This window comes from Brucepastera parasyntrophica (assembly GCF_022376835.1).
Lineage (GTDB): Bacteria > Spirochaetota > Spirochaetia > Treponematales > Treponemataceae > Brucepastera > Brucepastera parasyntrophica.
The window spans coordinates 840,187-854,403 of sequence record NZ_CP084606.1 but is presented as its reverse complement, the minus strand read 5'-3'; the positions used below and the strand labels follow the sequence as shown (position 1 = coordinate 854,403).

Annotated in this window: 17 protein-coding genes and 2 tRNA genes; 15 read left to right on the top strand and 4 right to left on the bottom strand. The window is 45.7% G+C overall.

The window, feature by feature from the left end:
- Nucleotides 1-112 precede the first annotated feature (112 nt).
- The 4 genes from K7I13_RS04175 to K7I13_RS04160 all read left to right on the top strand — a co-directional run bounded on the left by K7I13_RS04175 (nucleotide 113) and on the right by K7I13_RS04160 (nucleotide 3,015).
- Nucleotides 113-182: transfer RNA gene (locus K7I13_RS04175), tRNA-Gln, on the top strand.
- 101 nt (nucleotides 183-283) lie between these two features.
- Nucleotides 284-355, top strand: a tRNA-Glu gene (locus K7I13_RS04170).
- A 204-nt stretch (nucleotides 356-559) separates the two neighbouring features.
- The gene (locus K7I13_RS04165; RefSeq protein WP_255948223.1) at nucleotides 560-2,272 is read left to right on the top strand and encodes a DUF5312 family protein; all 1,713 of its coding nucleotides are present in this window, start codon (nucleotides 560-562) and stop codon (nucleotides 2,270-2,272) included.
- Between the two features lie 5 nt (nucleotides 2,273-2,277).
- On the top strand, nucleotides 2,278-3,015 hold the full coding sequence (locus K7I13_RS04160; RefSeq protein WP_255948221.1) for a purine nucleoside phosphorylase YfiH/LACC1 family protein: 738 nt from the start codon (nucleotides 2,278-2,280) through the stop codon (nucleotides 3,013-3,015).
- A gap of 19 nt (nucleotides 3,016-3,034) precedes the next feature.
- Here the strand turns inward: K7I13_RS04160 and K7I13_RS04155 are convergent, their stop codons facing one another.
- From K7I13_RS04155 to K7I13_RS04145, 3 genes are all read right to left on the bottom strand, one after another.
- Nucleotides 3,035-4,261, bottom strand: coding sequence for an LEA/WHy family protein (locus tag K7I13_RS04155; protein WP_255948219.1), 1,227 nt, complete (start codon nucleotides 4,259-4,261; stop codon nucleotides 3,035-3,037).
- Nucleotides 4,262-4,534: 273 nt separating this feature from the next.
- Complete coding sequence (locus tag K7I13_RS04150; protein ID WP_255948217.1) at nucleotides 4,535-4,960, bottom strand: alpha/beta hydrolase; 426 nt, start codon at nucleotides 4,958-4,960, stop codon at nucleotides 4,535-4,537.
- Complete coding sequence (locus K7I13_RS04145; protein ID WP_255948215.1) at nucleotides 4,951-5,292, bottom strand: alpha/beta fold hydrolase; 342 nt, start codon at nucleotides 5,290-5,292, stop codon at nucleotides 4,951-4,953. Before K7I13_RS04145 ends, K7I13_RS04150 begins: the two co-directional genes overlap by 10 nt.
- Before the next feature lie 226 nt (nucleotides 5,293-5,518).
- Here K7I13_RS04145 and K7I13_RS04140 point away from each other — a divergent pair, with 226 nt between their 5' ends.
- The 11 genes from K7I13_RS04140 to rsfS all read left to right on the top strand — a co-directional run bounded on the left by K7I13_RS04140 (nucleotide 5,519) and on the right by rsfS (nucleotide 13,609).
- Nucleotides 5,519-6,016: a hypothetical protein gene (locus K7I13_RS04140; protein WP_255948213.1), complete on the top strand. Its 498-nt coding sequence runs from the start codon at nucleotides 5,519-5,521 to the stop codon at nucleotides 6,014-6,016.
- An 11-nt stretch (nucleotides 6,017-6,027) separates the two neighbouring features.
- Nucleotides 6,028-6,459, top strand: a complete 432-nt coding sequence (locus K7I13_RS04135; protein ID WP_255948211.1) for a hypothetical protein — start codon at nucleotides 6,028-6,030, stop codon at nucleotides 6,457-6,459.
- A gap of 139 nt (nucleotides 6,460-6,598) precedes the next feature.
- A complete protein-coding gene (gene argS, locus K7I13_RS04130; RefSeq protein ID WP_255948209.1) occupies nucleotides 6,599-8,362 on the top strand; it encodes an arginine--tRNA ligase in 1,764 nt (587 codons plus the stop codon).
- 169 nt (nucleotides 8,363-8,531) lie between these two features.
- Nucleotides 8,532-8,846, top strand: a complete 315-nt coding sequence (gene rplU, locus K7I13_RS04125; RefSeq protein WP_255948207.1) for a 50S ribosomal protein L21 — start codon at nucleotides 8,532-8,534, stop codon at nucleotides 8,844-8,846.
- A 3-nt stretch (nucleotides 8,847-8,849) separates the two neighbouring features.
- Nucleotides 8,850-9,185, top strand: a complete 336-nt coding sequence (locus K7I13_RS04120; protein WP_255948205.1) for a ribosomal-processing cysteine protease Prp — start codon at nucleotides 8,850-8,852, stop codon at nucleotides 9,183-9,185.
- 76 nt (nucleotides 9,186-9,261) lie between these two features.
- Complete coding sequence (rpmA, locus tag K7I13_RS04115; RefSeq protein ID WP_255948203.1) at nucleotides 9,262-9,519, top strand: 50S ribosomal protein L27; 258 nt, start codon at nucleotides 9,262-9,264, stop codon at nucleotides 9,517-9,519.
- A gap of 168 nt (nucleotides 9,520-9,687) precedes the next feature.
- Entirely contained in the window at nucleotides 9,688-10,854 is a 1,167-nt protein-coding gene (gene cgtA, locus K7I13_RS04110) for an Obg family GTPase CgtA (protein ID WP_255948201.1), read from the top strand.
- A gap of 52 nt (nucleotides 10,855-10,906) precedes the next feature.
- Complete coding sequence (gene nadD, locus K7I13_RS04105) at nucleotides 10,907-11,437, top strand: nicotinate (nicotinamide) nucleotide adenylyltransferase (RefSeq protein ID WP_439647476.1); 531 nt, start codon at nucleotides 10,907-10,909, stop codon at nucleotides 11,435-11,437.
- Nucleotides 11,427-12,017 (top strand): bis(5'-nucleosyl)-tetraphosphatase (symmetrical) YqeK, encoded by a 591-nt coding sequence (gene yqeK, locus K7I13_RS04100; RefSeq protein WP_255948199.1) that lies wholly within the window; start codon nucleotides 11,427-11,429, stop codon nucleotides 12,015-12,017. The genes nadD and yqeK overlap by 11 nt, the downstream gene beginning before the upstream one ends.
- On the top strand, nucleotides 12,014-13,213 hold the full coding sequence (locus K7I13_RS04095) for an LCP family protein (RefSeq protein WP_255948197.1): 1,200 nt from the start codon (nucleotides 12,014-12,016) through the stop codon (nucleotides 13,211-13,213). Before yqeK ends, K7I13_RS04095 begins: the two co-directional genes overlap by 4 nt.
- A gap of 9 nt (nucleotides 13,214-13,222) precedes the next feature.
- Nucleotides 13,223-13,609, top strand: coding sequence for a ribosome silencing factor (gene rsfS, locus K7I13_RS04090; protein ID WP_255948195.1), 387 nt, complete (start codon nucleotides 13,223-13,225; stop codon nucleotides 13,607-13,609).
- A 265-nt stretch (nucleotides 13,610-13,874) separates the two neighbouring features.
- Here rsfS and K7I13_RS04085 read toward each other — a convergent pair whose 3' ends face one another.
- The gene (locus K7I13_RS04085) at nucleotides 13,875-14,141 is read right to left on the bottom strand and encodes a hypothetical protein (RefSeq protein WP_255948193.1); all 267 of its coding nucleotides are present in this window, start codon (nucleotides 14,139-14,141) and stop codon (nucleotides 13,875-13,877) included.
- Between the last annotated feature and the right edge of the window lie 76 nt (nucleotides 14,142-14,217).

Sequence of the window (14,217 nt, the reverse complement as noted above, 5' to 3'; positions counted from 1 at the left end):
ACAGCGTTTTTTTCAGCCGTGCCGGCATATTGCTGCCGCAATAGTCCTTTCGCAGATTTATCCCATGCTTGACAAAAAGCGGCCTGCATGATAAGTTCACAATCGACTTTATTCCCCGGTTGTGTAATGGTAGCACCGCAGATTCTGGTTCTGCTTGTGGGGTTCGAATCCTCCCTGGGGAAATACCTGTTTCCAGACGCCGCAGATACTATCTGTATGATAAAAATCCTCCGGAGCTTCCGAAACAGCGGTCAAAGGAAACCCGTTATTTCTGTTATTGGAAGGTCCCTTCGTCTATCGGTTAGGACATGAGATTCTCAATCTTAAAAGACGGGTTCGATTCCCGTAGGGACTGTAACTAAAAAAAGTTTGAAATTCTATTATACTCCCTTAAATAAAGTTTCTGATATAAGAATCAGGTAATTTTTTATATCAGAAACACTTACAATCGGAAATAATCAAATAATCTGAATTATTTGACTATATAATTCATAATTTTCTTTATAAATTTACATTTTTTTATGGAAAATTTCGGCTTTTGCCTTCATAATGAATCAGTATGGCTGGAAAAATGACAACTTTTGAACAACTTGTGCGTACTCTGGAATCTGCCGAACGACAGGATATGCTGAGACGGCTTGCCGATATTACAGAGGTAAGAACTGAAGAAACGAATATTGCCGGACCGGTAAAAAAGCATGAAGGCCATGCCGATTCTGAAGGAAAACAGGACCTTGTTTCCGAACCCCTTCTGGTAAGAATATGGTATTTTATCACTGCTTTTTTTTCTTCGATTACACCGGAACAGAAATATTCCAAACATTTAATAAGGATGCTTGGAAAACGGCTTGCAAAAACTGACGGTCAGTATATTGATGTCCAAAAACGTTTGTACTCTTCCGCTTTTTTCCAGGAACTGTACACGCTGAACAAGGCCCATGGTTTTTTCTGTTCGCTCATGAAAATTTTTGAAAATGATGAGGGGAATTTTTATATTGTCCTTGCTTCCCTGATGATGAAAAAGACCACCGAAGCCATTGCCGCGACAGCCGATCCCTTTGTCGAGCCCTACGACCGGGAGACGGACAAGGATGTGCGGGCGATTCTGCTGCGCGGAATGAATACGGCGTTTCAGTCTGTTCCCGACGAAGAAAAAAACCAAATGCAGCTGGCGGCCCAGGCCATTGAGTGGCTCCGCAAATTCTGCAATTTCCAAATGAATCATCTTCTCTCTTTATTTACTGAAATACCCGGATATGGCCGGGGATGTCTGATTGAGACAGCAACGGAAGAGATGAAGAATCTTGCCGAGGTTTTGAACGGCGCGGGAAAGGTCCCCATTCTGCTGCTCGAGGCCCTCTTTTTATTTTCAGTCCAGGAAGATGCCGTTAATGAACGGTTCGATATGGAAAAAGAATGCGCAAATTTTATTCAGACCGCAGTGGAGCAGCTTTCGGCAATCCGTCAATTCAAGCTCAGGATTCCCCTGGTCGATTTTGTCCGTTATTCATCCGAGGATCTCGACTGGCATCCCCGGTCGCTCGATAAAGGTTCCGAGTGGTTTAAGTTATTTAAAAACGCCTGGCGCAGCCGGTTTGAAGAGAAATGGGCTGAGTGGAACCGTCTTTACAAGGGAACGCTTATAAGAAAACAGATATGCGCTTTCCTGGGAATACAGGAACTTCCTTCTCTTCAGTATCATCCCTGGGAAGGCCTATGGATTCCCCTTAACCTGCATAACGAACTCCCGCTTCTTTTTTTAAAAGGTTTGTTTACTACTGTGTATCCTTCAGTCATGATGAAGCCGCTCAAAATACTCATGATTGAGGGGGAATTTTACAAGAGGGAAAATCTGATAGAATATACGGAAGCCTTTAATACACTCGAACACCAGAAACAGGATATTGCCAATTTTGAATCGCGCCTTTCCCCGAAAGGCGATATCGGCGGCGGTTTTTTTCTCGCGCATAAAGACCATCTGGCAACAATGAAGGCAAAGGCCCGGCTTGAAAATCTTATGCTTACAACAGAAAACGAAGCCGAAATGATCGTAACAAGGGTCCTTACGGCTTTCCATACTATTCTTGCGATTCTTGCCGGTATACTTGATTATTCGCATACCAGCCCCTATGACCATCTGATTAATCTGTCCTCCATACAGGGTAATATGAACGAGCGGTACCGCAAGGACCTTGCTTCCGTGAGACAGCTCATACAGGATACCTGTAACCTGATTCAGGAAATCCAGGCTATAAGTCTCGATTACCGCTGAAGCAAATGATCCGCTTTCAGTTCGGCCGGGATGATCCGGAAAATGAAAAAGTATCCTTTCCTGAATGCGGCCTGAGTCCCGCCAGCGAAGGGTCTATGAAACCTCTGATGCATGAACAGAACCGGCTTGATTTTTTTTCCGGGCAGAGAATTTCCTATGAGACTGTCATTTCTCCGGTTCAGAGCCATTCTCAGACCGTTTATTTTGCGGAACATTCCGCGTCCGGTGTATCCCGAAACCCGGAAGCGGACGGAATTATCACCGGAAATGCGACGCTCGTTCCCTGCATTACGGTTGCCGATTGTGTCCCCATATATCTTTTTGATCCTGTCAGTTTATGCTTTGGTGTTTTGCATTCAGGCTGGAAGGGTACCGGAATAATCAGATCCGCTGTGGAACTCGCGGCGGAAAAAATGAACAGCAGGGCGGAAAATTTTTATGTCCTGCTCGGGCCCCACATCCGGTCCTGCTGCTATACCGTGGATCCCGAACGGGCAGACTATTTTTCCCGCGCCTTTGGTCCTTCCTGTATTTCGCCGGTACCCGGGAATGACCAGGTATACCGCCTTTCCCTGGCGGAGGCCAACCGCAATCTCTGCCTTTCCCTCGGCATCCTTTCCGTCCGCATTACGGATACCGGACTCTGTACTTCCTGCGATACCCGGTTCGGCTCTTACCGGCGGCAGGGAAAACTTTCTTTCACGCCTATGGCGGCGTTCATCAGGAGACAGGAAGACAGCTGATACCCGCCTCCTGATATTTTCAGCGGTTTATTTTTGATGACCCGCTCAGATTAAACGGAACGCTCGTTTTTTCAAAATAGGGAAGATCACTCGACAATTCCAGATTACCCTTGCTGCTGTAGGAGATTGAAGTGCCTCCCATAATCAGTTTTGTGACTTCCTGGACAATCTGCAATGACTTGATGGAAATATCAAGCGGAATTTCTGTTGTACTGTTCGGAGCTATTACAAGATTTTCTTTTATATTCCCTCTGGCCCACTGTGAAGCATTGATGCTGAGATCATAGTCGAACTGGTCCAGTTTTAACGAAAAACTGTTTCCGTTTTCTATTTCCCAGCTGACAGTAAAATCGAGACTTGACAGGCCGATGTTTTTTGCCTTTATGCCCTTAAATGATATTTTCGGCATTACTGGAATGGGAATTGATCCGAGCTGCTCTATATCGATTTCCTTGCCTTCAAAGGCCGGAACGGCGAAGGCCGCGCCCAGCGACATGGCAAACGCGGCTTCATTTTTGTTTTTTAAGGAAGCAACTGATTTCAGCAATTCCGTGAAGGAAACATGCATGCCTATATCAATCGAGCTTGTACTCTTTGCCGCGAGGTTTTTATCACTCTTTATGCTGCTCATGAGAAAGGGTATGCCGAGAACGGCGTACTGCCAGTTAATTTCAGGCGTGGGAATTGCAAAGCTGTTTTTATTTTCTATATCTACCGTAAACAGCAGATCAAGGCCGCTGAAATTTACTTTTTCAATTTTAAAAGCTTTGAAGGCTATTTCAGGCATCTTCGGAAGAGGGAAACTCCCTTCAAAGTCCAAATTGAAAACCTTTGACTCCAGCAATGGAATCGGGAAGCTGACGCCGAGCGCTATCGCGTACGCGACTTCTTCAGCTCCGGACAGGGATTTGAAGGTACTGAACAGACCTGTATATGTGAGCCTGATCGGAATATCAACGGTTGTCGTTTTGCGGGCCTTTATCCTGTCGCCGGTCTGGATTTCCCCCTGAACGAATGAGTTGGTATTAATCAGAATATCCCAGTCAATATTCGGGAATGGAATATCATAGGAGTTGGGATTTTCAACATTTACCCTGCAGGTAAGTTCTATTCCGTTAAAATCAATACCCGTGACATCAACGGCCTTAATTGACAGTTTCGGTTCCTTAAAGACAGTTTCGAGGGTTTCACAGGAACAAAGAAGTACAATACAGGCCGCAAAAATACAATACACATATCTTTTCACTTTATCCATCCTTGTTTACAGGGTTATTTCCGGCTTTAGCCATACATTTTCTCACAGTAGCAGAAAAGCACAATATGGTGAAGTTATTCCGCACGGAATAAAGTCCGTTTATTCGAGGCGGGGGGGGTAATACCCAGCTGCTCTGCGGCGATGTATTTTATTTTAGCATGAATTCAGCGGATTCATATAGAAATTTTTTATTTTTGTGATAATCTTATATATAATAGTCTATTTTTCCTCAAAAAACCGGTTGAGAAGGAGTAGGGTGTTATTTTAAATTGCGGAATGATTCCGGCTGCAATGTTCGGAAATCATGCGGTTTATTTGATTGCAATTTCTATTAACTGCATGAGGAAAATGCCCTTCTTCCCCGATAACCTGAACGGTAAAATCCCTGATATTTTCGGCAAGTTTTGCGACTTCATAATCCTTGACCATGGGATCCCGGCTGCCGTAAATCAGCAGAAACGGCATTACAATTTTCCGTAAGTCTTCATTGGAAAAACGGGGATACTTTGAACAGTTGGAAATCGTAACATTCAGAAAAGACTGCCAGTCTCCCTTATGCGCTGCGCGGTGATCCTTTTGAATGGCCGCAATAAAATTTTTATACTTTTCCCTGTCGATAGTTTCAGGGTTATACCGTGAAAGGTTTTCCGTAATGCTGTTATTGACCGCGCCGGCCGAACTTATGGACACGACTGACGCGGCTCCAGGATGGCGCAGTACATGGCAATGTCTCCTCCCATGCTGTGCCCGACCAGATGCGCCCTGGGAATATTCAGCCTGTCCATAAACAGGATAATATCCTCCGCCAGCTGGGGAGATGTCCAACGGTACTCTCCGCCCGAGGTATTGCCATGACCGCGCAGATCGGGATACAGACACCGGTTTGAAAACTGGAACGCCTGGATTTGAGATGCGAACGCCGTAATTCCTCTTGAAAGACTGCCGTGAATAAAAATAATAGGTTCGCCTATACCGATATCTTCATAAAACATATTCAGATCATTAATTTTTATATATGGCATTACATATTCCTTCAGTAACCGGCCCTGGTTTTTATGCGGGAGTTATCACGTAGAATAAAACCACTATACAAAACAAAAGGAGAAGAGACTATGCTTCATCTCCCCCAAAAAGAGAAGGCCGGGTACAGTTGTTCCGGCATCTGTGATAGTCAAATAAATTAAAGGTTTGTATTTTTGTCCAAAATAGATATATAATAAATTTTGATTTTTGAGGGCGGGAAAGTGTATGAAAAGAAGATGTCCTGGGTTCGTATATATATCCATGTTTTTGACAGGAGGGATATATCTGTTTTACTGGCTTTTCTGCCAGATTGAAGAGATAAACAGATACAGAAAAACCGAGGTCATAAAATATAAGCGGACCATTGTTCAATTCGTCAGCGTTTTTTCCGTATTTGTAATTTTATTCACTGCAATTTTCTATCAGGATCCTTTTCATGATAATACGCTCTCCGGAGTTGCATATTTTTTTTGCTGTATTCTTGCCGTTTACTGGATAATTCTGATTATTGTGACGGTCAGGAGGATAGGCGCTGAAGTAAAAAAAATCCAGAAAGAAAAAGGCATAACCCGTGAGCTCGATCTGGTAACGCTGGTCGTTCTTTTCTTTATATACTTATCAGCGCCGGCCTATCTGCAGAGCAATATAAATAAAATCATTGATCTGGAAAATCCGCGTGAAAAAAATTCGAAAAAACCTCTCCTGGTCAGCCTGTTTTTTTAGCAGTCGTGCTTTTGGCCGCTTATCCGTCCATCAAACAGCTTTTCTTTTCAGAAAGAATAGCGGCTATACCGAGTGACAGAATTTATGAAATCGATGTTCCCCTGAACGGGCAGATTGAAGACAGTGTTTTTCTGGATAAAAACAGGTACTGCTCGTTTATAGTAGAGTTCAGTATAAAGTATACGGATGAACCGTTTCACCGCATTACAGTTACCCTGCTGAAAGACGGCGCGGAGGTTTTAAAACAGCGGTATATTCCCCGGGATGACGCGGTTATGACCCGGTCTTCGCAAAGAGCGTCGGGGAAATATACGTCGCAGAAATTCAGGGGAACCCTGGAAAGAGTTACCATTCCGGAAGCGGGAAAATATACAATACTGATAGAAAGCTATTTCGATGAAAATCTTGCTGAACTGGATTATTACCGCTTTTATATAAAATGAGAATTTCATCTGTATTGCAGCCCGCCTGTGTGACCAACCGCAATACAAATTGAAAAAAAAATATATATCCGTTACAATATCCGGAAACAGCCCGCTGAAAACATGCAATTCAGTATAAGGGTGAAAACGGAGTATAACAGTGTCTGAAATACGCAGCCAGTGGGCCGGAGCAATTGCTTCGGCGCTTAATACCATAAAAAACAGCAAAAATATTGACGGAGAAAAAATAACGGCCGCGGAAATAACCGCGGAAACCCCTCCGAATCCCGCAATGGGAGATATAGGTTTTCCCATGTTCCAGTTTGCGAAAATGTTCCGAATGGGCCCGCCCGTGATCGCCGCCGAAACCGTAAAACTTCTTCAATCCGATCCTTCCCTTGCCGGTTTCGGGACCGCAAAGCAGGAAGGCCCCTATGTAAATGTCTTCCTTTCCCGTTCCCATGAGGCCAGCCGGATTCTGTCGGAAATAATGTCCGAGGGCGATGCGTATGGTAAAACCGGCCTCCTCGATGGGCAGCGGATTATGATTGAATTTTCCGGCCCCAATACAAACAAACCCCTTCATCTGGGGCATCTCAGAAATGATGCTCTCGGGGAAAGTATTTCCCGCATTTTCGATTTTTGCGGCGCGGAAGTCCTCAAGGTCAACATTATCAATAACCGGGGCGTTCATATCTGTAAATCAATGCTCGCTTACCGGAAATTCGGAAACGGTACCACTCCCGAAAAAGAAGGAATAAAATCCGACCATTTTGTCGGGGCCTATTATGTAAAATTCCATCAGTACAGCAAGGATAACCCCGAAAAGGCGGAGCAGGAGGTCCAGGAAATGCTGCTCGCCTGGGAAGCGGGTGATCCTGATGTGCGCGAACTCTGGCAGCAGATGAATGACTGGGCCATTTCGGGGATTGTGGAAACCTATGAAAGAACGGGAATTTCCTTTGAGAAATTTTATTATGAAAGCGATACCTATCTGAAAGGAAAGGATGAGGTCCTTGCCGGTCTTGAAAAGGGGCTTTTTTACCGGGATGATGACGGTTCGGTATGGGTAGACCTGTCTCCCATTAATCTAGATAAAAAGGTTCTCCTCCGGAAGGATGGGACCTCCCTGTATATTACCCAGGATATTGGTACGGCAATTTTCCGGCACAAGGACTGGCCCTTTGACCGGATGGTGTATGTTGTTGCCAATGAACAGCAGTATCATTTTAAAGTCCTGTTCTATGTTTTGCGGCTTCTTGGCTTTGAATGGGCGGAAAACCTGTACCACCTTTCATACGGAATGGTTAATCTTCCCGAAGGGAAAATGAAAAGCAGGGAAGGAACAATTGTAGACGCCGATGATCTGATAGATAATTTGAGAAACGGCGCCCTTGAGGAAATTGCCGCAAAGGGCAGGGAAGAGGCCGTCGGCGATCCTGAAAAAGTTGCCGAAAAAATTGCGCTTGGAGCCCTTCATTATTATCTGCTTCAGGTTACTCCTTTGAAAGATATGCTTTTTAACCCGAAAGAATCCCTTTCTTTCAATGGCAATACGGGACCCTATCTGCAGTATATGGGTGCGCGGATCACCTCTCTGCTGGGAAAAGCTGGTCCTGAAGCTGACGGAGGTACGGTGAATCCCGGACTCCTAACTCATGAAGCTGAATGGGAACTGTTAAAAGTTCTTGCCGATTATTCCGCCCAGATTGAACGCGCCGCGAAAAATTACGATCCGAGCATTATAGCCTCATATTTATATGAACTGTCCAAGTGTTTCAGCCGGTTTTATCATGAATGCCCCATTCTGGCGGCCGGGACCCCTGATCTGGTCTGTACCAGGCTTGAACTCGCAAAAGCTGTCAGGATTGTCCTGAAAAGCGCAATGCATCTGATCCTGGTACCGTTTCTGGAAGCAATGTAGGCAAAATAGTGACGGAACAGCCTTGACTCTTGGCTTTCTTTCATTGTATAAATATATTTTATAGGAAAATGCCGGTTACGTCGGCTTTTTTGCAATATTGTTTGTATCTTCAATATAAACCCGTTAATATATTGAAGTGCGCATAAATTTATGTTTTAGAGGTTCTGAAATGTACGCACTCGTTGAGTATAAAGGTAAGCAGTACAAGGCGGAAAAGGGCGGCCAGATACAGGTTGACCTGATAGACGCTGAAAAAGGTTCAAAAATTGATATCGATACTGTTTTAATGGTAAGCGATGACGGAAAAACCACAGTCGGTATGCCCTATGTTAAGGGTGTCAAGGTTTCCGCGACGGTTGGTGACAGCTTCAGGGACAAAAAGATTATTGTCTACAAATATAAAAGCAAAAAAGATTATCACCGCACCATTGGCCACCGCCAGCAGTATACCATGATCACGGTTGAGGATATTACCGGGGTATAAAAGGTGATTACGGTCACAATTACAGCGGGACAATACGGAAATCTGATTTCCGCAGAAGCTTCCGGCCACGCCGGTACGGCTCCCCGCGGTAATGATATAGTCTGCGCGGCTGCAACAGTGCTGCTGCGCACAACGCTGGAAGTTTTATCCGGTGAAATAACGGAGCTTGAAGTCTCGGCTCCGGAACGCGGACTCCTGTCTTTCAGGGTCTGCAAATACAATGAGGCTGATATACCTCTTCTGGTGTATGCGGCGGCGTTTCTGTCAAAAGGAATTGCAAGCCTGGAACGGGAATTTCCCGGAACAGTCAGTCTGGATCTGCGTAAAAGCGGCCTCTGACAGGCAGCAGCCGGCGGAAAAGTTTTGAAAGTTCAGTATTTGTGTATTAAAGGGTTGATTTGTTTGGAGGATAACTATGGCACGAAAGAAAGGCGGTAGCGGAGCCAAAAATGGACGGGATTCAAATCCCAAATATCTCGGCGTAAAGGTTTTTGGCGGACAGACAGTATCTGCCGGTTCAATTCTTGTCCGCCAGAGAGGTACAAAAATACATCCCGGAAATAATGTCGGTCTCGGACGGGATAATACCCTGTTTGCGACTGCAGACGGAGTTGTAAAATATCACAGCCGGAAAGGAAGACATCTCGCGTCCATTGAACCTGTCCAGGCATAAACAAGCCCGGATTCGGTTTACTGTTCTTCCGGTTTTGGCCGGAGAATATCTTCCGTGAAAAAACGGTATCTGATTTTTTTATAAGTAACGGCCGGCGAATATTTCGTCGGCTTTTTTTTCATCGGATGATAATAGTCCGTAGTTTTTGTGTAAACTGGTAGTACTTGTATGATTAAATTTGCAGACGAGGCGCTGATAACTGTGTCCTCAGGAAAAGGCGGTAACGGCTGTATTGCGTTCCGCAGGGAAAAATATATTCCGAATGGCGGACCCTCCGGCGGCGACGGCGGCAGGGGCGGCGATGTCATATTTGAAATACGGCCGAATTTAAGGACTCTTGCGCATTTGCGTTATAAACAAACCTTCAAAGCGAAGAACGGTGGTGACGGCGAAGGCAATCAGCGTTTCGGGAAGGACGGTGAGGATTGCACGGTTCTTTTGCCTCCCGGCTGCCTGCTCCGGGACGCGGATACCGGCGAGCTTGTTCACGATTTTGGTATGGATTATGAAGGAAGCCTTGTTTTTCTCCGCGGGGGCAACGGCGGCTGGGGAAACGTACATTTCAAGAGTTCGGTAAATCAGGCTCCCCGGACAGCCCTGCCCGGGCAGGACGGTGAAACGCGCAAACTGAGAGTCGAGCTTAACATTATAGCTGATATCGGTTTTGTCGGTTTCCCGAACGCAGGAAAATCATCTCTTCTCGAGTTTTTTACCAATGCCCGCCCCAAAATAGCGCCTTATCCGTTTACAACAAAAATTCCCCACTTGGGAGTTTTGCGCATTGATGAGACTCGGGACATAATTCTTGCCGATATTCCCGGTATTATTGAAGGCGCTTCGGAAGGACGGGGAATGGGTATCCGCTTTCTGAAGCATATTTCCCGTTCAGCCGGACTCGCATATATCATTGACCTTTCGGAAGAAGATTTTCTCGGAGCCTTTGACAAGCTGAAATCCGAGCTTGAAGAATTTTCCCCCGAACTGGCTCAAAAACAATCAATAGTGATTGCCACAAAGCTTGATCTTCCGGAAACAAGGGAGCATCTCGCCGAACTCCATTCATTTCTCGCAAAAAAATACCCCGGCCTGCCTGTTCTTGGCGTATCGGTACAGAACCGCTGGGGGCTGGAAGACGCAAAAAAAGCCTTTATGGAACTTGTTCAGGCGAATGAAACTGCGGCCGCACCGGAAGACGATGGTTTTTCCGGTACAGCGGCAAATTCTGCGCTCGATTTTATGCTTGCTGAACCTGCGGATCCCGAATACGGTGAAAATGACGGAGGCTTCGGGGCCACTGTAAGTCTGAGCAGGAAACGCAGAGGCCGTAAAAAATGAAAATAGCTGTTCTCGGGGGACCTTTAATCCTGTCCATTCCGGCCATCTTGCCATAGCGGACGAGGTCAGGATAAATTTCGGATACGATAGCGTATTGCTTATCCCGGCGAATATTCCTCCCCATAAGGAACTTGCCGCGGGCGCTTCGTCTTCGGACAGACTGGAGATGCTCAACCTTGCAACAAAACACAGTCCGGGAATCGACGCAGACAACTGCGAGCTTATCCGGGGCAGTGTTTCCTATACATATGATACCATTGAATATCTGGAAGCGCGGTTCGCGGGAAAACTCGAGGGCAAAATCGGACTGATTATTGGGGACGACCTTGTCGCCGATTTTTCGACATGGAAAAAGGCCTCGCTTTTGGCGGAAAAAGCTGATATACTTGTTACCAGACGGCTGTATCCCTCTGCCGATATGAATATTTCGTTTCAATATCCTTACAGGGCCGTACATAATCCGCTGATCGGGATTTCATCTTCGGATATCCGCGAACGGATAAAGGCGGGGAAGAGCTGGCGGTATTTTGTGCCTGAAACAGTGGCTGAATATGTAATTGAGAACCATTTGTATGAATCTTGAGCAACTGCAGGAAGTAACTGAAAAAGTCAATCTGTATATACTCGGCATGCTGCCGCCGTTCCGCTATAAGCATTCGGTCCGGGTCGCGGTCCTTGCCCGAGACTTATGCGCCCGGTTCGCGGTTGAGCCGGCAAAAGGATATCTCGCCGGGATTGCCCATGATATGTGTAAAACTGCACAGGATGAATGGCTCCTCAATATGGCTGAAAAAGACGGGGCCAAACTTACCGGGATAGAAAAATCAAAACCCGCTCTGCTGCACGGACGCGCAGCGGCCCTGCTTCTTGCCGAAGATTTTCAGGTTACCGATCCGTCTGTTCTGAACGCGGTCCGGTATCATACCTTTGGTTCCCCGGATATTGATGATCTGGGAAAAATTATTTATGTTGCAGATAAGATTGAACCGAAACGTCCCGATATTGATCCTGTCCTTCGTGAGAGAATGCTTTCTTCTGACCTTGATACAATGACCATAATGGTTATGGAAATGACAATTTCCTATCTTGCCGCGAAGGGAAAAAAGGTTGCGAAAAATACGAAGTTAATGCTGCAGCATTTGCAGGAGGGGAAAAACAAATGAAATCACGCCCGGTAAATATGAAATCAAGCAATATTTTTCTTATTGCCATTTTGCTGATTTTTCTCGGGGCCGCGGTTATCCTCATTATCGCGATGCGGACCGACCCCATAAAGGAAGTTCTTTCCGGCGAACAGCTTCTGAAAGTTCTTATTGTGCTGGAGGATGAGGGCAGGCCCCTGTCCACAAATATTATTGCGTATTATCCGGGAAGCAAAAGGGCCGCTATGTTTGATATTCCGGGCGAGACCGGACTTATTCTGCGGAGGCTTGGCCGTGTGGACAGGATCGATGCGGTTTATGAAGAAAAGGGAATCCAGGATTATAAAACTGAAATCGAGGGCTTGACCGGAATTTCGGTACCCTTTTACCTTGTTTTCAATCTTGATCAGTTTGTGAGGCTGGCTGATTTGCTTTCCGGTTTTGATGTTTTTATACCGACTCCTATTGATATTCAGACAGAAGAAGGGAGAATCCTTCTGCCCTCGGGTGCGGTAAAGCTTGACGGTGATAAAATCCGTACTTATGTGACTTATTCGGACCCTCTGGACCAGGAAGGGGAGGCTGTCGGGCGCAAACAAAAGGCGGTCCTCGCTTTTTTCCGGGCGCTCAATGACAATTCAGGCATTGCTTTTTCAAATTCAATTTTCCCCGTATTGAAGTCGTGTTTCCGCGCCAATTTGGGGGACGATTCACTTAAGGTCCTGCTGGAGGAACTTTCAAAAATAGATTCTGAACGCCTTGTACCTCAGCGGGTGACCGGGTCCCTCCGCGTCGTTGACGGAAAAACCCTGCTCTTTCCGTTTTATGACGGGCAGCTTCTCAAGGATGTTATCCGGCAAACCATCGCCGGGCTCACTTCCGATGATAATGCCGCGCAGGAAAGAATTTACGCCATTGAAATCCTGAACGGAACAAAAACGCAGGGCCTTGCCCGGAATACATCGGAACTGTATCAGAGTTTCGGATATGATGTTATCCGTGTTGCCAACGCGGAAAGCAGTGAATATGATAAAACAGTAGTAATTGACCGTATCGGAAATGAAACGGTCGCCGCTACCATTGCCCAGGTTATCCAATGTAAAAATATTCAGACAGCGGCAGTAAATCCTTCGGATGCCGAAGAATACGGGACTGAAACTATAGTTGATTACACCATAATCCTGGGAAAAGATTTTACCGGACGATTTGTGCGATAGGGAGAAAATATGGAAAAAAAGACAGAAATACGGGACGCGGCCATTGCGCTCGGAAACTTGCTGACCGAGCATAAGGCACAGAATGTTGTTGTCCTTGATATAAGCAGCAACAATACCTTTGCCGATTATTTTATTATTGCAACGACTTCAAGTTCCACTCATTCCCAGGGGTTGCAGCGGCATATACACGAAGCGATAAAACCTCTCGGGCTTGAGGTATTTCCGACCCGGCGTAAAATTCCTGACGGCGAAGACTGGGTGCTGATTGATCTCGGAAGTATTATCATTCATTTAATGACAGAGACGGCCAGACGGTTTTATGATCTCGAAAAATTGTGGTTCGGTTCGCCTGATCTTCTCCATGAAGAAACAGAACCGGCCTCTGATCCGGAATAAAATACTCCGCCGAAGAGCAGTCAGCTCGAAGAGCTGCAGACCTTCGGTCCGGGGTATTCGCAGGTCGCGGAAGCGGCCATTAAATCATTTCCTTACAGAACCAGCCGCGGGCTGATTAAACCCGCGCCACGAATGAGAATACGGGTATTTTGAAATTATTGGTTTAAAAGTCCGGGAATGCCGTTAATCGGGCGGCTTTCCGTGATATGCAGGCCGGTTTGTGCCGGACTGCCGGCTGATAAGAACAGAATATTCTTATCAGATATTATTCATCGAAATCATCATAATCGAGGTCGTCGTCTTCATAATCGAAGTCGTCTTCCTCATCATCTCCAAAATCTTCTTCTTCATCAAAGTCGTCAAAATCATCTTCTATGTCTTCATCGTCACCAAAATCGTCATCATCTTCAAAGTCATCGAAATCATCGTCCTGGGATTCCTCAAAATCATCATCCTCATAATCATCATATGCATCTTCAAATACATACCTTCCGTGCATTGAATCCGATTTCAGATCAAGATCAGTCAACATTTGTTTCATCCTCATTTTCCCGCAATTTAAGGCGCATATCTGCTTACTGAAAACATAATTGAGACTGTTTATTTCT